The 16,558-nt window shown below is 59.0% G+C and carries 18 protein-coding genes; 5 read left to right on the forward strand and 13 right to left on the reverse strand.

The window, feature by feature from the left end; all coding sequences use genetic code 11:
- Position 1 precedes the first annotated feature (1 nt).
- The 9 genes from ybgC to PSH73_RS19945 form a co-directional block, all read right to left on the reverse strand.
- A complete protein-coding gene (ybgC, locus tag PSH73_RS19905) occupies positions 2-457 on the reverse strand; it encodes a tol-pal system-associated acyl-CoA thioesterase (RefSeq protein WP_057441374.1) in 456 nt (151 codons plus the stop codon).
- 138 nt (positions 458-595) lie between these two features.
- Positions 596-1,654: a Holliday junction branch migration DNA helicase RuvB gene (gene ruvB, locus PSH73_RS19910; protein ID WP_029300308.1), complete on the reverse strand. Its 1,059-nt coding sequence runs from the start codon at positions 1,652-1,654 to the stop codon at positions 596-598.
- Positions 1,655-2,266: a Holliday junction branch migration protein RuvA gene (gene ruvA / locus PSH73_RS19915; RefSeq protein WP_057441376.1), complete on the reverse strand. Its 612-nt coding sequence runs from the start codon at positions 2,264-2,266 to the stop codon at positions 1,655-1,657.
- Positions 2,267-2,329: 63 nt separating this feature from the next.
- A complete protein-coding gene (gene ruvC / locus PSH73_RS19920; RefSeq protein WP_016975450.1) occupies positions 2,330-2,854 on the reverse strand; it encodes a crossover junction endodeoxyribonuclease RuvC in 525 nt (174 codons plus the stop codon).
- Positions 2,855-3,012: 158 nt separating this feature from the next.
- A complete protein-coding gene (locus PSH73_RS19925; protein WP_038442836.1) occupies positions 3,013-3,759 on the reverse strand; it encodes a YebC/PmpR family DNA-binding transcriptional regulator in 747 nt (248 codons plus the stop codon).
- Between the two features lie 135 nt (positions 3,760-3,894).
- Positions 3,895-5,670: an aspartate--tRNA ligase gene (aspS, locus tag PSH73_RS19930; protein WP_057960524.1), complete on the reverse strand. Its 1,776-nt coding sequence runs from the start codon at positions 5,668-5,670 to the stop codon at positions 3,895-3,897.
- Between the two features lie 110 nt (positions 5,671-5,780).
- A complete protein-coding gene (locus tag PSH73_RS19935; RefSeq protein ID WP_057441377.1) occupies positions 5,781-6,002 on the reverse strand; it encodes an FmdB family zinc ribbon protein in 222 nt (73 codons plus the stop codon).
- Between the two features lie 162 nt (positions 6,003-6,164).
- Positions 6,165-6,515, reverse strand: a complete 351-nt coding sequence (locus PSH73_RS19940; RefSeq protein WP_057441379.1) for a ribbon-helix-helix domain-containing protein — start codon at positions 6,513-6,515, stop codon at positions 6,165-6,167.
- Positions 6,516-6,707: 192 nt separating this feature from the next.
- On the reverse strand, positions 6,708-7,181 hold the full coding sequence (locus PSH73_RS19945) for a Dps family protein (RefSeq protein ID WP_305461238.1): 474 nt from the start codon (positions 7,179-7,181) through the stop codon (positions 6,708-6,710).
- 407 nt (positions 7,182-7,588) lie between these two features.
- Between PSH73_RS19945 and PSH73_RS19950 the strand changes: the two genes are divergently transcribed.
- Positions 7,589-8,191: a cold-shock protein gene (locus PSH73_RS19950; RefSeq protein WP_057441381.1), complete on the forward strand. Its 603-nt coding sequence runs from the start codon at positions 7,589-7,591 to the stop codon at positions 8,189-8,191.
- An 82-nt stretch (positions 8,192-8,273) separates the two neighbouring features.
- On the opposite strand, the gene PSH73_RS19955 is transcribed toward PSH73_RS19950, so the two are convergent.
- The gene (locus PSH73_RS19955) at positions 8,274-8,480 is read right to left on the reverse strand and encodes a SlyX family protein (protein ID WP_029300323.1); all 207 of its coding nucleotides are present in this window, start codon (positions 8,478-8,480) and stop codon (positions 8,274-8,276) included.
- 3 nt (positions 8,481-8,483) lie between these two features.
- Positions 8,484-8,909: an HIT domain-containing protein gene (locus PSH73_RS19960; RefSeq protein WP_057960525.1), complete on the reverse strand. Its 426-nt coding sequence runs from the start codon at positions 8,907-8,909 to the stop codon at positions 8,484-8,486.
- 716 nt (positions 8,910-9,625) lie between these two features.
- Here PSH73_RS19960 and PSH73_RS19965 point away from each other — a divergent pair.
- Positions 9,626-10,921, forward strand: a complete 1,296-nt coding sequence (locus PSH73_RS19965) for an OprD family porin (protein WP_057960526.1) — start codon at positions 9,626-9,628, stop codon at positions 10,919-10,921.
- Between the two features lie 175 nt (positions 10,922-11,096).
- Here the strand turns inward: PSH73_RS19965 and PSH73_RS19970 are convergent, their stop codons facing one another.
- Together PSH73_RS19970 and PSH73_RS19975 are read right to left on the reverse strand one after the other, a co-directional pair.
- The gene (locus PSH73_RS19970) at positions 11,097-11,939 is read right to left on the reverse strand and encodes a mechanosensitive ion channel family protein (RefSeq protein WP_057960529.1); all 843 of its coding nucleotides are present in this window, start codon (positions 11,937-11,939) and stop codon (positions 11,097-11,099) included.
- 127 nt (positions 11,940-12,066) lie between these two features.
- Entirely contained in the window at positions 12,067-12,552 is a 486-nt protein-coding gene (locus tag PSH73_RS19975) for a YajQ family cyclic di-GMP-binding protein (RefSeq protein WP_057440144.1), read from the reverse strand.
- 137 nt (positions 12,553-12,689) lie between these two features.
- Here PSH73_RS19975 and PSH73_RS19980 point away from each other — a divergent pair, with 137 nt between their 5' ends.
- Genes PSH73_RS19980 through PSH73_RS19990 form a run of 3 tightly spaced genes read left to right on the forward strand, consistent with a single transcriptional unit; the run spans position 12,690 to position 16,271 of the window.
- Positions 12,690-13,607: a putative 2-dehydropantoate 2-reductase gene (locus PSH73_RS19980; protein WP_198792072.1), complete on the forward strand. Its 918-nt coding sequence runs from the start codon at positions 12,690-12,692 to the stop codon at positions 13,605-13,607.
- Between the two features lie 46 nt (positions 13,608-13,653).
- Positions 13,654-15,690, forward strand: coding sequence for a HAMP domain-containing sensor histidine kinase (locus PSH73_RS19985; protein WP_120734014.1), 2,037 nt, complete (start codon positions 13,654-13,656; stop codon positions 15,688-15,690).
- A 2-nt stretch (positions 15,691-15,692) separates the two neighbouring features.
- Positions 15,693-16,271 (forward strand): cob(I)yrinic acid a,c-diamide adenosyltransferase, encoded by a 579-nt coding sequence (locus tag PSH73_RS19990; RefSeq protein WP_057960532.1) that lies wholly within the window; start codon positions 15,693-15,695, stop codon positions 16,269-16,271.
- Positions 16,272-16,558 lie beyond the last annotated feature (287 nt).

The raw sequence follows: 16,558 nt of genomic DNA on the forward strand, positions 1-16,558 counted from the left end.
GCTAAATCTCCTGCTTTGATTGTTGACCCGCGCCGCTCACGTTGGCAAAGGCCGCACGTAGAGTTTCGGGAATGGCCCTGGGTTTCAAACTGTTGGTGCGCACACACGCCACCAGGAACTGCCCCTCACAGAGCAGCGTTGCATCCGTTGCCCGCCTGACCTGCTGTTTAAAGCGCAGGCTGACACGGTTCAATTCGATTACTTCCGCGCTGACCAGCAATTCATCGTCCAGTCGCGCCGGCGCGTAGTAACGGGCCTCGCTGGAATGCACGACAAATAACAGGTCCTCCCCTGCCAGCTGGGATTGGGCAAAGCCCAGCTCCCGTAGCCGCTCGGTTCGAGCCCGCTCCATGAACTTTAGATAATTGACGTAATACACGATGCCGCCCGCATCGGTGTCCTCGTAATAAACGCGACAGCGATGTGCGAACGACTGATCCCCGTTTTGCGCGCGCATACTCTAGTGCTTACTCCTCAGGTTGCCAATCCGGCCAGGCAACTGTTTTTCATTCTCTGCAGCATTTCTAACGAAAGAATGACGACGCCAGCCACTAGGACAGCACAAACGTCGAATAAATCGACCCGCCATACCTTTTTAATCGTCCACTGCATCGAGGAATTCGTCTACCACAGGCATCTCCCCCAATCGTGACGGAATGTTTAACCCAAAGTGCAAATACGCATGGCGCGTGACCACGCGGCCCCTCGGCGTGCGCATGATGTAACCCTGTTGAATCAGGTACGGCTCCAGCACATCTTCGATGGTATGGCGCTCCTCACTGATCGCCGCCGCCAGGCTGTCCACGCCCACTGGCCCGCCATCGAACTTCTCGATCATGGTCAACAGCAGGCGCCGGTCCTGGTGGTCAAAGCCATGTTCATCGACATCCAGCAGGTTCAGCGCCAGGTCGGCCACGGCCTTGGTGATATGCCCCTTGGCCCGCACTTCGGCAAAATCGCGCACCCGCCGCAGTAAGCGGTTGGCGATCCGCGGCGTGCCACGCGCCCGACGGGCAATCTCGAAGGCACCCTCAGGGTCCAGCGGCAAGCCGAGAATCCCTGCCGAACGACTGACAATCGTCGCCAGATCGGCAGTGCTATAAAACTCTAGACGTTGAACAATGCCGAAACGGTCTCGTAACGGATTGGTCAGCATGCCGGCACGGGTGGTGGCGCCGACCAGAGTGAAGGGCGGCAGGTCGAGCTTGATCGAGCGCGCCGCCGGCCCTTCGCCAATCATGATATCCAGCTGGAAATCTTCCATGGCCGGGTACAGCACTTCTTCGACGATGGGCGACAGCCGGTGGATTTCGTCGATGAACAGCACATCATGGGGTTCAAGGTTGGTCAGCAACGCAGCCAGGTCGCCGGGGCGCTCCAGCACCGGACCGGAGGTGCTCTTGATCGACACCCCCATTTCCTGGGCGATGATATTGGCCAGGGTGGTCTTGCCCAGCCCCGGCGGACCGAAGATCAACGTATGGTCCAGGGATTCGGCACGCCCGCGCGCCGCCTGGATGAACAGCTCCATCTGCTCACGCACAGTGGGCTGGCCGATGTAGTCGGCAAGGCTCAGGGGGCGGATGGCCCGGTCCTGGACCTCTTCACGGTCGCGAGGGCCGGTGGCCGCAATCAGACGATCAGCTTCAATCACTTAAATCATTCCCTTCAGGGCTCGGCGGATCATGTCTTCAGCGCTCAGGTTCTTGTCCTTGATGGCCGACACTGCCTTGCTGGCTTCCTGCGGCTTGTAGCCCAGGGAGATCAGCGCATTGACGGCATCGCTTTCGGCACTGGCGACCTGGGCCGCCGGCATATCCGGCTGGTTCGGCACCAGGGCAAACATGCTGGGCGCCACTTCCCAGGCTTTGAAGCGGTCCTTGAGCTCCACCAACAGGCGCTCAGCGGTTTTCTTACCGACCCCTGGCACCTTGGTCAGCGCCGAGGTGTCCTGGGCCGAAACGGCACGTACCAGTTCGTCCACTTCCAGGCTCGACATCAAGGCCAGGGCCAGTTTCGGGCCCACACCATTGAGGCGGATCAGCTCACGGAAGAAGTCACGGTCACGCTTGCCGATGAAACCATAGAGTAGTTGCGCGTCTTCGCGCACCACCAGATGGGTGTGCAAGGTTATCGGCTCACCGACCGACGGTAGGCGGTACAGGGTGGTCATGGGCACTTCCAGCTCATACCCCAGCCCGTTTACATCCAGAATCAGGTGCGGCGGCTGTTTCTCAGCCAGGGTGCCGCGCAAGCGTCCAATCACGGTTCAGATCCTTAAAGCTTGAGGTCAGATCGAGGCCCGACCATAACGATTGCGCTGATGCTATCAGAGACGCAGGCGCCCGCCACGACTGCGTGCCGTGCCAAGGCCATGGGGCAGCAGGCTGGAACGGGTATGGGCATGGCAAATGGCAATGGCCAGGGCGTCAGAGGCGTCGATCTGTGGCTTGGAGGTGAGTTTGAGCATATGCATGACCATCATCTGCACCTGCTCTTTATTCGCCGCGCCGGTACCGACCACCGCCTGCTTGACCTGGGTCGCAGTGTATTCGGCGATTTCCATGCCCTCCTCCGCCCCGGCAACAATGGCTGCGCCCCGCGCCTGGCCCAGCTTCAAGGCCGAGTCGGCATTTTTGGCCATGAACACCTTTTCAATGCCCATGGTCACCGGCCCGTAGGTCTGGATCACTTCACGCACGCCGCGATAGACGATTTGCAAACGCTCGGCCAACTCGCCGGCGCCGGTGCGGATACAACCCGACGCCACGTAGACGCAGCCACGCGGGGTCTGCTGCACCACGCCAAAGCCGGTGATGCGTGAACCGGGGTCGATACCTAGGATTAAAGTCATAACGCCTGCAGGTTGGGTAAACACATTTTTTGATACAGCGAAGATCCAATGTGGGAGCGGGCTTGCTCGCGGAAGCGGTGTTTCAGTCAACGCATGGACTGACTGACAGACCGCTTTCGCGAGCAAACCCGCTCCCACATTTTGGTCTACACCAGCCTTCAGACTAGCTGTGCGGCCACGTCTTCTGGAATGTCGGCGTTGGAGTAGACGTTCTGCACATCATCCAGGTCTTCAAGCATATCCAGCATCTTGAGCACCTTCTGCGCGCCGTCCAGGTCCAGTTCGGCACTGGTGGTCGGCAGCATGACGATTTCCGCGTCGGTGCCCTTGAAACCAGCGGCTTCCAGGGCGTTACGCACCGCGTAGAAGCCGGCAAACGAGGTAAACACGTCGATGGAGCCGTCTTCGTTGGTCACCACGTCGTCGGCATCCGCCTCCATCGCGGCTTCCATCAGCGCATCTTCATCCGTACCCGGCGCAAAGGTAATCTGCCCCTTGCGCTCGAACAGATAGGCCACCGAGCCATCCGTGCCGAGGTTACCGCCACACTTGCTGAACGCATGGCGCACGGCTGCCGCAGTACGGTTGCGGTTGTCGGTCATGCACTCGACCATCACCGCGACGCCGCCCGGGCCGTAGCCTTCGTAGGTCAGCTCGACCATGTCGTCGGTATCCGCCGCACCGGCGCCACGGGCCACGGCACGGTCGATGATGTCGCGACTCATGTTGGCGCCCAGGGCCTTGTCCAGCGCCAGGCGCAGGCGCGGGTTGGAGCCCGGATCACCGCCACCCTGGCGGGCAGCAACCGTCAGTTCACGAATCCACTTGGTGAAGATCTTGCCTTTTTTGGCATCCTGACGCTCTTTGCGGTGCTTGATGTTCGCCCACTTGGAATGGCCAGCCATAACACAACTCCGAAATTCTCTAGAAACCTTTCAATCCCGCCCCAGGCGAGATTTCCCTCTTTTAAACGCAAAGGCGCATCCGAAGATGCGCCTTTTTGACTGCGTACAACGTTATCGCGCTTTCACGCCGCAGCCTTACTCAGCCTTCGGCGCCTCGCGCAGACGGATGTGCAGCTCGCGCAGTGCCTTGGCATCCACCACACCTGGAGCCTGGGTCATGACGTCCGCAGCACTCTGGGTTTTCGGGAAGGCAATCACTTCACGGATCGACTGGGCACCGGTCATCAGCATCACCAGGCGGTCAAGGCCGAAGGCCAGGCCACCGTGGGGTGGAGCACCGTATTTCAGGGCATCGAGCAGGAAGCCGAACTTCTCCTCCTGTTCCGCTTCGTTGATGCCCAGCAGGCGGAACACCGACTGTTGCATCTCCTTGCGGTGGATACGGATCGAACCGCCGCCCAACTCAGTACCGTTGAGCACCATGTCGTAGGCACGGGACAACGCGCCGGCCGGGTTGGCTTCCAGCTCCTGTGGCGTGCACTTGGGTGCGGTGAACGGGTGGTGCAGGGCGCTGAAGCTGCCGTCGTCGTTTTCTTCGAACATCGGGAAGTCGACAACCCACATCGGGGCCCACTTGCAGGTCAGCAGGTCGAGGTCGTGACCCAGCTTGATCCGCAGCGCGCCCAGGGCTTCGCTGACGATCTTGGCCTTGTCGGCACCGAAGAACACGATATCGCCATCGACTGCGCCAACGCGATCGAGGATCACATTGAGCTTGTCTTCCGGGATGTTCTTGACGATTGGCGACTGCAGGCCTTCAACACCCTTGGCGCGCTCGTTGACCTTGATGTACGCCAGGCCCTTGGCACCGTAGATACCCACGAACTTGGTGTAGTCGTCGATCTGCTTGCGCGGCATGCTCGCGCCGCCTGGCACACGCAGTGCGGCGATGCGGCATTTCGGGTCGTTGGCCGGGCCGCTGAACACCTTGAAGTCGACTTCCTTGAGCTGGTCGGCAACGTCAACCAGTTCCAGCGGGTTACGCAGGTCTGGCTTGTCGGAACCGTAGCGGCGCATGGCCTCTTCGAAGGTCATGTGCGGGAACTCGCCGAATTCCAGACCCAGCACTTCCTTGAACAGGTTGCGGATCATTTCTTCGGTCAGGCCCATGATCTCTTTTTCATCGAGGAAACTGGTCTCGATGTCGATCTGGGTGAATTCCGGCTGGCGGTCGGCGCGCAGGTCTTCGTCGCGGAAGCACTTGGCGATCTGGTAGTAACGGTCGAAGCCGGCGACCATCAGCAGTTGCTTGAACAACTGTGGCGATTGCGGCAAGGCGAAGAAGCTACCGGCGTGGGTACGGCTTGGCACCAGGTAGTCACGTGCGCCTTCTGGCGTAGCGCGGGTCAGGATCGGCGTCTCGACGTCGAGGAAGCCGTTCTCGTCCAGGAAGCGACGGATGCTGGTGGTCATGCGCGAACGCAGGCGCAGCTTCTCGGCCATTTCCGGGCGACGCAGGTCGAGGAAGCGATAACGCAGGCGGGTTTCTTCGCCAACGTCAGAGAACTCGTTGAGTGGGAACGGCGGGGTTTCCGACTCGTTCAGCACTTCCAGCTCGTAGCCCAGGACTTCGATCATGCCCGACGCCATGTTGGCGTTGGTGGCACCGGCCGGACGCAGGCGGACCTTGCCGGTGATTTTCACGACGTACTCGCTGCGCACGCGGTCGGCGGCGGCGAAGCTCTCGGCGCGATCCGGGTCGAATACCACCTGGGCCAGACCATCACGATCACGGATATCGAGGAAAATCACCCCGCCATGGTCGCGGCGACGGTGAACCCATCCGCAAAGGGTGATTTCCTGACCTTCCAGGGTCTCGTTCAGTTGGCCGCAATAGTGGCTGCGCATCATGGTAGTGGTTTCACTTCTCGTAATTCGAAATTCGGTGGAGTTCCTGCTCGGACACCGCACCTTTTAAGTCAGGCCACGGATAATGCAGGAGCTCGCGCGTAGAGTTCAACTCAGTCTGCTTTGTCGCCGCCCGCCAGATTCTTCTTGGCGCCGGTCTTGAAGTCGGTCTCGTACCAGCCGCTACCGCTCAGGCGAAAACCCGGCATGGACAGCATCTTTTTCAGCTCTGGCGCCTGGCAAGCAGGGCAATCGACCAACGGCGCGTCGCTGATCTTCTGAATGGCTTCCAACTGGTGACCACAGGAAGCGCATTGGTAATCGTACATGGGCATGGGATGTCTCGGCGATCACGTCATTGCTGCGCTGCGCCCGGGTAGAGCCGGTTGCGCAGCAAAGGGCGAGATTATATCCGTTAAATCGAGGCTGTGCAGCCGTGGCAACGTGCAACGCACTATATAGAAACACCCCTGCGGCTCCGGTCTCGGCTAACCCGGCTATATAAGGCCCGCCTGATTGACGGCTGAAGCCTGCCCTTTCAACGCATGAACCACACACACGACCCGGACCAGACCGCTGAAATTCTTCACCCCGCCATAACGCAAGTGCACCTCGCGATCCACGTAGGACAGCAACGCACTGACCGAACAGGTATTGATCCTGGCGATTTCGCCAAGAATATTCCAATACACTTCTTCAAGCCGCAGGCATGTTGAAAAACCATTCAACCGGACAGAGCGCGACAGTGGCCGTGCCAATGCCATATCGAACCCTTTGACGAAAGGGTCGATCTTTATCTTGTAGACGCCGGAAGTTTCCAGCACACCTTTACCCGTACTACGCGACATACACCTGACACTCCCTTGCCAAACGGCTCTTGAACAAACGGCTGTTATTGGCCGTTGAGCCTATAAAACATCAAGCAGGCAAGTGCAGCCAGAAGACGGAGAGTTGTTGTGCGTAGGACAAGCCAACGCAGGTATCAGGAAGCAATCAGCTGAAGCCAGTGGCGCCTGCCAGGCACCACTGGCCTGCGGTGCTTATTTGCCTTCGAGCAGCGAACGCAGCATCCAGGCGGTCTTTTCGTGGATGTGCATACGCTGGGTCAGCAAGTCCGCAGTCGGCTCATCGCTGACTTTATCAAGTAACGGGAAGATCCCACGTGCGGTGCGGGTAACAGCTTCCTGCCCATCGACAAGTTGCTTGATCATGTTTTCAGCACTGGGCACGCCTTCTTCTTCCTTGATCGAAGACAGACGGGCATAGATAGAGTAGGCACCCGGCGCAGGAAAGCCCAGGGCACGAATACGTTCGGCAATGGAGTCAACCGCCAGCGCCAGTTCGTTATATTGCTCTTCAAACATCAAGTGCAATGTACGAAACTGTGGCCCCGTGACGTTCCAATGAAAGTTATGGGTTTTCAGATAAAGTACATAGGTATCTGAAAGCAGCCGTGAAAGTCCGTCAACAATGGATTTACGATCTTCTTCGCTGATACCGATATCGATTGCCATGTCTATTCCCTTCAATTGATGAAAATTCATTGATCAGGTGCTTACCCACTCTAGCAAGAGTCCTCGCCTTGCGCAGCCCTACTGCCGCAGGTGGCCTGCGGCAAATCGCCCCTTTGCATCGCGCTCGACCACGGGCGGCAAGGCCTGGCACGGTTAAAAACACCCACACCTGTCTAGGACAAGGGTTTGCCGCACAAATGCGATGATCTTTGCAACGCCCTGAAACGCTTGATTTGAGAAGGCACAGGCTTTGCTGTTAAATAGGCTGCGTGTCGCCGCCGCTATTTCCTGCGGCAAGCGGCATAGGCTGAATAATCGCGCACGTGCCCAACGCCTCCCATTGTTCAGAAGCGAACCGTGCCAGTCAGCTCTTCCTTCGTGATCCGTCTTAACGTGAGTTAATCAAAATGTTGAAAATCGTCCACCTGCTAACGGGCGCTGCAGCTTTGCTGCTGTCCTTTATCCCGAGCCTGCAACCAGAAAGCCTGCCGTACCTGCAACAACACGACGCGCTGTACCTGGCTCTGTTCGGCCTTCTCAACCTGACGCTGGCGCCAGTGATTCCCTACTGGAACAAAGGCACACGCCATCAACTGCAAAACCTGGTCAGCGCCCTGCTGGTGCTGGCTGTCGTGGTACAAACCCTCACCCTCCTGGCCCCTATGCCTGAAGTCGGCGGCCATCCAGCCATCCTGCTCAGCCTGGCCATTGCGGTGGTCGCGATCGTTCTTCACCTGGCCATCAGCTTCTACCGTTCGTCTGCCCCGGCCAGCTCGCAAAACTACGACATGACCAACCGGGATACCGGGACCGTCAAGTGGTTCAACACATCCAAAGGCTTCGGCTTTATTTCCCGGGACTCGGGCGACGATATCTTCGTCCACTTCCGGGCCATCCGCGGCGAAGGCCATCGCGTCCTGGTGGAAGGCCAGCGCGTGGAGTTCTCCGTGATGAACCGCGACAAAGGCCTGCAAGCTGAAGACGTGATCGCCGCCCTGCCGCGTCGCTGAACCCAGAGCACGCCCCAAAAAAAACCGCGATGCAGCTGACACTGCATCGCGGTTTTTTATCGCCGGGACTTTTCCCGAGCCCTCAATAATGAGGCGGTGGCGCTTCTTCCTCGGAAGACTCGAACTGCCCGCCCATTTCTTCCTGACGCTTGAGCAAGGCCGCCATCTGCAATTGCAGACGCTCTACCGCCCGCTGCTGGGCGACCAGGATGTCATTCAATGTCTCGATGGTGTCGTCCTGGAAAGCCAGGCGGCTCTCAAGGTCCATCACGCGGTCTTGCAGGTCCATGGTTCAGTCCTGGGCAAAAATGAATTCGGGCGGCAGCAGCTCCCGCAGGCGGGTACGAATCAGCGCCACCTGATCGTCGCTATAAGGCACTGCCGGATGCTTGCCCCAGACCGGTGCAGGCCAAGCCGCATCGTCGCGTTTGCGCACAATCACGTGCACATGTAACTGGTTGACCACGTTACCCAGCGCACCGATGTTCATTTTATCGGCGCCGAACCCGTCATTGAGCAACTGTGCCAACGTGGTGGTTTCGCGCCACAACCGGGACTGGTCGCCAGCGTCGAGCTGGAACACTTCGCTGATGCCGGCAATGCGCGGCACCAGGATAAGCCAGAGGTAGTTAGAGTCATTGGACAGCAGCAGCCGGCACAGGGGGAATTCCCCGATGGGCAAGGTGTCGTTTTGCAGACGTGGATCCAAGGCGAACACCGCAGTCACTCCGTTCGGCTAGTCAGTTTCAGGCGCCCAGCATACCTGCGAATGGCGACTGCTTCACGGGGCAATCCGCGCGACACCTGCGGCAATCGGCAGATGCACCAAAATGAGTCTTTTATGCCCTACATCGGGCAGGGCTTATCCGCCGATTACCCACCCCACAGGGTGGACCGGTAACATTTCTGACAGAAACGTATTATTGCGCGTTCGAAATCCCGCACAACTGGCGCCACGAATTCCAAAAAAAACCACGCAAAAGCCCCGTTTCCAGGCGCTTTTCACAGATCCAACACATTTTTCACGAAAAAATGACATCCGCCCGGCAGTTTGAGCACGCTTGTTGCATTCACTCCCATATCGTCGACAACGGCACTTGCCAGGAAGGCAGTGTTTCACGATAAAAACAACAGTGAGTCAATACACCTACAGGAAGTTTTAAAACTTTGAACAGGGTACTTTGCACCCCTGCTCAGGGTATTAAAGACAGTATTGAAGTTGTCAGTCTGGTGACAAACAGACTGTAGATTTGCGACATGGATCTAGCAATTTACGACAGCCTCGTAAAGAAGCTGAAAGGACAGATGTGCAAGTATCGCCAACTATTGCCAGCGTGCTATAAGTTTGCGTTGTCACAAAAAAGAAAGAGCCGCCCAGACAAAAATACAGGTGGGACGGCAGTACTCTTCCTAAAACCAAAGGAGCAAATCACGATGCGCGTGATGAAGTGGAGCATGATCGCCCTCGCTGTCTCAGCAGGCACCTCACAGTTCGCAATGGCGTCCGCCCAAGATGATGCCAAAGGTTTTGTCGAAGACAGCACCTTCAGCATCAACACCCGTGCCCTGTACTTCAGCCGGGATAACCGCAACAACACGTCGGGTAAAAGCTACACCCGGGAAAGCGGCCTGGGCTTCAACGGTTTGTACCAGTCGGGTTTCACCCAGGGCACCATCGGTGTGGGTGTTGACGTAATCGGCCTGCTGGGCGTGAAACTGGACAGCGGCAGAGGCCGGAATGGCACTGGTTTGTTCCCGGAAGGCTCGGATGGCCGCTCAGAGGATGAGTACTCCAAGGGCGGCGGCGCCATCAAGTTCCGTCTCTCCAATACCGTGCTGAAAGTCGGCGACCAGTACACCACTGCGCCGGTCTTCGCGTCCGACGACAGTCGCTTGCTGCCGGAGCTGCCGCAAGGTATCTCGATCGTCAGCAACGAGATCAAAGACCTCAAGCTTGAAGCCGGTCACTTCACTTCCAGCGTTGCCCAGGCGCAAACCTACAGGGACAGTATCATCGACTTCCCTGAAACCTCCCGGGGCATCAAGCAAGCCAATTTCGTGGGTGGTACCTACGGTTGGACGCCTGAGTTCACCACCAGCCTCTACTACTCGAAAGTCGAAGACTACTGGCGCAAATACTACGCCAACGTCAACTGGACCCATGCCCTGAGCGACGACCAGTCGGTGGCTGTAGACTTCAACATCTACGACACCAAGAGCGACGGTGCCGGCCTGCAACGCGCTTTCAAAGACGACGTGACCAAACTCGACAACCGTGCGTTCAGCTTGCAGGGTGCCTACACCATCGGTGCACACACCTTCACCCTGGCTGCCCAGAAGGTTACCGGTGACGGCGACTACGGCTACGGCATTGACGGTGGCGGCACAGTGTTCCTGGCCAACTCCGTCGCCCGTTCCGACTTCAACGCCGAAGGCGAGAAATCCTTCAAGGCCCGTTACGACCTCGACATGGCCACCTTCGGTGTACCTGGCCTGAGCTTCCTGGCTTCGTACGTCACCGGTAGCGGCGCCAACACCGCCCTGACCTCGAACGGCAAAGAGTGGGAACGCGACCTCGAAGCCAAATACGTGATCCAGAGCGGCCCGGCCAAAGACCTGAGCCTGCGTATTCGCCAAGCGACTTATCGCTCGTCTGATGGCGTTTACTACGGTTCTTCGTCGATCGACGAACTGCGTCTGATCGCGCAATACCCGCTGAACATCTTGTAATCGAAGATGCCCAGGGGCTTCGGCCCCTCATTAAAAAGCCGCTCACTGTTAATCAGTGAGCGGCTTTTTATTGCACTAATATTTCTACTGCTTAAATAACTAGCAAGCTAGCTATCTAGTTTGTTACTGCGATTAAACCTGACCATTCAGCCAAGTTCGATCCCTGCTCCCGTTATTACTTGGCAGGTGCTTCCTGCATCATGCGAATAACGCGCTGCGGGAATGGGATATCTATCCCTACAGCTTTCAAACGATCCCGCGCCAGTTCATTAAACATGAACATCACATCCCAATAATCTGCAGTCTTGGTCCATACGCGCAGGGAAACAGTGATCGAACTGTCGCCCAGGGTCGAAATCACGGCAACCGGCTCCGGGTCCGCCAGAACCCGTGGGTCCTTGGCCAGTTCCAGCAGCACTTCACGGGCCTTTTGCAGGTCGGCTTCGTAGTCGACACCTACGTCAAACACCACCTTGCGGGTCGGTTGGCGGTTGGTGTTGGTGATGATGCCGTTGGACAAGATGCCGTTAGGCACGATGACCGTCTTGTTGTCGCCGGTGCGGATCACCGTGTGGAAGATCTGGATGCTATCGACGGTACCCGCTGTGCCCTGGGCTTCGATCCAGTCACCGATGCGGAACGGGCGGAACAGCAGGATCAGCACGCCACCGGCAAAGTTAGCCAGGCTGCCTTGCAACGCCAGGCCAATAGCCAGGGTCGCGGCACCGATCGCGGCGACGAACGAGGTGGTTTCGACACCGATCATCGAGGCGACGCTGACGATCAGCATCACTTTGAGCACGATGTTCGCCAGGCTGGTCACAAAGCCCTGCAGCGCCAGGTCGGCATTGCGCAGGGCCAGCAGGCGCCCTACCTTGTGGGTCAACTTGTTGATCAACCACCAGCCAATGGCCAGGGTCAGCACCGCCAGCAATACCCGGCTGCCGTACTCCATGATCATCGGGACCCAGGCTTGGGAAGCCTTGATCAATTGATCCACTTCAGCATTCAAGTCCATCTAGATTCTCCTGTTTAGCACTGCATATAAAGGTCGCCACAGCAATTGAGCCCCGTAGGGCTCAATCGTTTCTGCAGGTTCTGTGGCGTGGGACGTCGAAATCCCTCACGGGTTCCCGAGAACCGGGTCAGTCGCGGAAGTTGTTGAACTGCAGCGGCATATCAAAGGTCTTGGCGCGCAGGGCGGCAATCGCATCCTGCAAATCGTCACGCTTCTTGCCGGTGATACGCACCTGCTCGCCCTGGATCGCGGCCTGGACCTTGAGCTTGGCGTCCTTGACGTGAGCGACGATTTTCTTCGCCAGCTCCTTGTCGATACCTTCCTTGAGCACGGCTTCCTGCTTCATCAACTTGCCCGAAGCGTAGGCATCCTTGACTTCGAGGCACTGCACATCAATCTTGCGCTTGACCAGGGCCAGCTTGAGGATCTCGATCATCGCTTCCAGCTGGAAATCGGCTTCAGCGGTCAGGTTGACCGTCAGTTCTTTTTCCTTGAACTCAAAGCTGCCTTTGCCTTTCAAGTCATAACGACGGTCCAGCTCCTTGACGGCGTTCTCGACGGCGTTGGTGACTTCGTGCTTGTCCAGTTCAGATACCACGTCGAACGACGGCATGTAGTTTCTCCAATAAAAAAGGGGCGCGGCTCAGTAAAGATGGAGCGCGCCTGGCTTGCGGGTAAAATGCCGGGGCATTATAACGACTCTTTACCCTGAGCTGCTTGGCTCACCCAGCGGCTTACGGAGCAAAATTGATGTCCACCACCTGGCATGTCCTCGGCGCAGGCAGTCTCGGCACATTATGGGCCACACGCCTGGCCCGCGCGGGCCTGCCCGTCACGCTGATCCTGCGCGATCAGGCGCGCCTGACCCGCTATCAGGCATCTCCCGGGCTGACCCTGGTCGAACAAGGGCATGCCCAGACTTATCCGGTGGTTGCACAAACATCCGACAGCCCCGAGCCAATTGATCGCCTGCTGGTCGCGTGTAAAGCCTACGATGCTCCTGGCGCTGTCGCACAGCTGGCACGACGCCTGACACCCAATGCCGAGGTAATCCTGCTGCAGAACGGCTTGGGCAGCCAGGATGCGGTTGCCGCCCTATTGCCCCAGGCACGCTGTATCTTCGCCTCCAGCACCGAGGGTGCGTTTCGGCAAAGTGATGGCAGCGTGGTATTTGCCGGCCAGGGCTTCACCTGGCTCGGTGACGCCAGCCATCCCACGGCGCCGCTGTGGCTGGACGACCTGCACGCTGCCGGCATTCCCCACCAGTGGAGCACCGACATCCTCACGCGGCTCTGGCGAAAACTGGCACTCAACTGTGCGATCAATCCACTGACGGTGCTCTATCAATGCCGCAATGGCGGATTGCAGGCGCATCACTGTGAGGTGGCGACCTTGTGTGCCGAGCTCGGCGAGCTGCTGACGTGCTGCGGCCAGCCCGCGGCGGCCGAGAATCTGCAGGCCGAAGTGGAGCGGGTGATCCAGGCGACAGCGGCCAACTTCTCGTCGATGTACCAGGATGTGGCCAACGGGCGGCGCACCGAGATCAGCTATCTGCTCGGCCATGCCTGCCAGGCGGCCTTGCGCCATCGTTTGAGCCTGCCGCATCTGCAACAACTGCAGGTACGCCTGGCCGCCTACCTGGACGCACACGGATTGCCCAGCGACTGAGGCACGCGCTACCCTGCCAACTGGATCCTTGCCTGCGAACCACCTGATGCCACTGCGCCAGCGTCTCGAAAACCTCCCCGTCGGGCAGAAACTGCTGGCGGCCCTGCTGGTACTGCTGACCACCGTGCTGCTGGTGGCCAACCTGACCTTTATCAGCGCCGCCTATTGGATCTCCCAGGAAAGCATGGCCCCGCAAGCCTTGCAGGCAATTGGCCGGCTGGTTTCCAACCCCGCCCTCGCCGCGCAAGCCCTGGACTCTCCCGCCAACGCCGATGCCTTGCTCAACGAGCTGACCAGCTATTCGCCACTGCGGGCGGCGGCCCTGTATGACGGCGAAGGCAGCCGCCTGGCGCAACTGCAACACGGTGATCGCCTGCAACTGCCGGCGCACTATCGCGACATCGAGGCGTGGCGGGTTACCGAGTTTCGCAGCAATCAAGTCATCACCCTGCCCCGCCCCGGCCTGCCCTCAGGGCATCTGCTGCTGGTGGCCAGCAGCGAACTGCCAGTCGCTTTCTACACCGGCACCCTGACCGCCAGCCTTGGCATCCTGATTTTCAGCATCCTGCTGTGGATGGTGATTGCCCGGCAGATCAAACGCCTGATTACCCGGCCCATCCACGAGTTGGAAGAGTTGTCGCGCCAGGTCACCCGCGAGGAGAACTACGCCCTGCGGGCCGGTCGCGGCAACCATGACGAAATCGGCAGCCTGGCCGAAGCGTTCAATACCATGCTGTCGCGTATCGAAGCCCGGGAGCAGCAACTCAAGCGCGCACGGGACGACTCCCAGGCCGCCTACGACCAGGCCCAGGGTCTGGCCGAGGAAACCCGGCATACCAACCGCAAGCTGGAACTGGAAGTGCAGGTTCGCAGCAAGATCGAGAAAAAACTCACCGGCTTTCAGAACTATCTCAACAGCATCATCGACTCCATGCCCTCCGCCCTGATTGCCCTGGACGAGCAGCTCTACGTCACCCAATGGAACCAGGAAGCCAGCGCCCTGTCCGGCACGCGCCTGGATGAAGCCCTGAACCAGCCGATCTTCCTCGCCTTCGAACCGCTCAAGCCCTATCTGCCCCAGCTCAAGGCCACGGTGGAGCAGCACACGGTGGAGCGCATCGAGCGCGTTACCTGGATCAAGGACGACGAACCCAAGCACTATGCCCTGACCTTTTACCCGCTGATGGGTGGCGCCGGGCGCGGGGTGGTGATCCGTATCGACGACATCACCCAGCGCCTGTCCCTGGAAGAAATGATGGTGCAATCGGAGAAAATGCTGTCAGTCGGAGGGCTCGCCGCAGGCATGGCCCACGAAATCAACAACCCGTTGGGGGCAATCCTGCACAACGTGCAGAACATTCGGCGACGCCTGTCGGCGGACCTGCCGAAAAACCAGGAGCATGCCGAGCAGGTGGGCGTGGAACTGGAAACGGTCAACCGCTACCTGCAAAGCCGCGAAGTGCCGCAGCTGCTCGACGGCATCCAGCAAGCCGGGGCCCGTGCAGCGAAAATCGTCACCCATATGCTCAGTTTCAGCCGCCGCAGCAACCGGCAGATGGCGCCTTGCGACCTGCCGGCCCTGATTGACCAGGCCGTGGAAATTGCCGGTAACGACTTCGACCTGACCATCGGCTTCGACTTCAAGGGCCAGGCGATCATCCGCCAGTTCGACCCTTTGCTGGGCCCCGTGCCGGGCACCGCCAACGAATTGGAGCAGGTCCTGCTCAACCTGCTGAAAAACGCCGCCCAGGCCATCCACCTGCGCGAAGACGACAGCGAGCCGGGGCGCATCATCCTGCGCACCCGGCTCAACCCACCCTGGGCCGAGATCCAGGTGGAAGACAATGGCATCGGCATGAGTGAGAACGTGCGCAAACGCACGTTCGAACCGTTCTTCACCACCAAGGAAATCGGCCAGGGCACGGGGCTGGGCCTGTCGGTCTCGTACTTCATCATCACCAACAACCACAAGGGCCAGATGGAGGTTCACTCCACCCTGGGCCAGGGCACCTGTTTCACCTTGCGCCTGCCACTGGCCGGTAGCCAGCTTGCCCACCACGAACTGACTCAACTGGAGCACTGACCATGGGCTTTCGCCTGTCGAAAATTTACACCCGTACCGGCGACAAGGGCGAAACCGGCCTGGGTGACGGCCGCCGCGTGCCCAAGGATCACCCCCGGGTGGAGGCGATCGGTGAAGTGGACAGCCTCAACAGCCAACTGGGCCTGCTGTTGGCCGGCCTTGAGGAGCAAAGCGGCCAGCATCCCGCGCTGAAGGATGTGATCGAGGTACTGACACCCTGCCAGCATCGATTGTTTGACCTCGGTGGCGAGTTGGCAATGCCGGTCTACAAGGCACTCAACGCGGGCGAGGTGGACCGCCTGGAAGCCGCGATTGATCGCTGGAATGAAGAAGTCGGGCCTTTGGAGAACTTCATCCTGCCCGGCGGTTCGGCGCTGATTGCCCAGGCCCACGTGTGCCGCAGCCTGGCCCGTAGCGCCGAGCGGCGCTGCCAGCAACTGAATGCGCTGGAGCCGTTGGAAGGGGTGGGATTGGCGTATATCAATCGGCTATCGGATTTGCTGTTTGTGGCAGCAAGGGTGATTGCCCGGAGGCAAGGGATTGCGGAGATTTTGTGGCAGGCGGCGGCTAAGCCGCACTGAGACTCTGCGGGGTTTTGTATTGTTTGGCAGGGCCTCATCGCGGGCAAGCCCGCTCCCACATTTTGATTTGTGAATACATTCAAATGTGGGGATTTTGTGGCAGGCCGCTAAGCCGCACTGAAATTCTGCGGGTTTTGTATTGTTTGACTGGGCCTCATCGCGGGCAAGCCCGCTCCCACATTTTGATTTGTGAATACATTCAAATGTGGGGATTTTGTGGCAGGCGGCTAAGCCGCACTGAAATTCTGCGGGTTTTGTATTGTTTGACTGGGCCTCATCGCGGGCAA

Origin of the sequence: Pseudomonas sp. FP2294 (genome assembly GCF_030687625.1) — a bacterium.
Lineage (GTDB): Bacteria > Pseudomonadota > Gammaproteobacteria > Pseudomonadales > Pseudomonadaceae > Aquipseudomonas > Aquipseudomonas shahriarae.

What these genes read in the sequence shown, in the direction of transcription:
- PSH73_RS19940 (WP_057441379.1), bottom strand. Translation starts at nt 6,515, where the DNA reads ATGTCGCGTAGTACGGGTAAAGGTGTGCTGGAAACTTCCGGCGTCTAC.
- ybgC (WP_057441374.1), bottom strand. Translation starts at nt 457, where the DNA reads ATGCGCGCGCAAAACGGGGATCAGTCGTTCGCACATCGCTGTCGCGTT.
- ruvC (WP_016975450.1), bottom strand. Translation starts at nt 2,854, where the DNA reads ATGACTTTAATCCTAGGTATCGACCCCGGTTCACGCATCACCGGCTTT.
- PSH73_RS19985 (WP_120734014.1), top strand. Translation starts at nt 13,654, where the DNA reads ATGCCACTGCGCCAGCGTCTCGAAAACCTCCCCGTCGGGCAGAAACTG.
- PSH73_RS19990 (WP_057960532.1), top strand. Translation starts at nt 15,693, where the DNA reads ATGGGCTTTCGCCTGTCGAAAATTTACACCCGTACCGGCGACAAGGGC.
- PSH73_RS19975 (WP_057440144.1), bottom strand. Translation starts at nt 12,552, where the DNA reads ATGCCGTCGTTCGACGTGGTATCTGAACTGGACAAGCACGAAGTCACC.
- PSH73_RS19950 (WP_057441381.1), top strand. Translation starts at nt 7,589, where the DNA reads ATGTTGAAAATCGTCCACCTGCTAACGGGCGCTGCAGCTTTGCTGCTG.
- aspS (WP_057960524.1), bottom strand. Translation starts at nt 5,670, where the DNA reads ATGATGCGCAGCCACTATTGCGGCCAACTGAACGAGACCCTGGAAGGT.
- PSH73_RS19965 (WP_057960526.1), top strand. Translation starts at nt 9,626, where the DNA reads ATGCGCGTGATGAAGTGGAGCATGATCGCCCTCGCTGTCTCAGCAGGC.
- PSH73_RS19980 (WP_198792072.1), top strand. Translation starts at nt 12,690, where the DNA reads ATGTCCACCACCTGGCATGTCCTCGGCGCAGGCAGTCTCGGCACATTA.
- PSH73_RS19935 (WP_057441377.1), bottom strand. Translation starts at nt 6,002, where the DNA reads ATGCCCATGTACGATTACCAATGCGCTTCCTGTGGTCACCAGTTGGAA.
- PSH73_RS19970 (WP_057960529.1), bottom strand. Translation starts at nt 11,939, where the DNA reads ATGGACTTGAATGCTGAAGTGGATCAATTGATCAAGGCTTCCCAAGCC.
- PSH73_RS19945 (WP_305461238.1), bottom strand. Translation starts at nt 7,181, where the DNA reads ATGGCAATCGATATCGGTATCAGCGAAGAAGATCGTAAATCCATTGTT.
- PSH73_RS19955 (WP_029300323.1), bottom strand. Translation starts at nt 8,480, where the DNA reads ATGGACCTGCAAGACCGCGTGATGGACCTTGAGAGCCGCCTGGCTTTC.
- PSH73_RS19925 (WP_038442836.1), bottom strand. Translation starts at nt 3,759, where the DNA reads ATGGCTGGCCATTCCAAGTGGGCGAACATCAAGCACCGCAAAGAGCGT.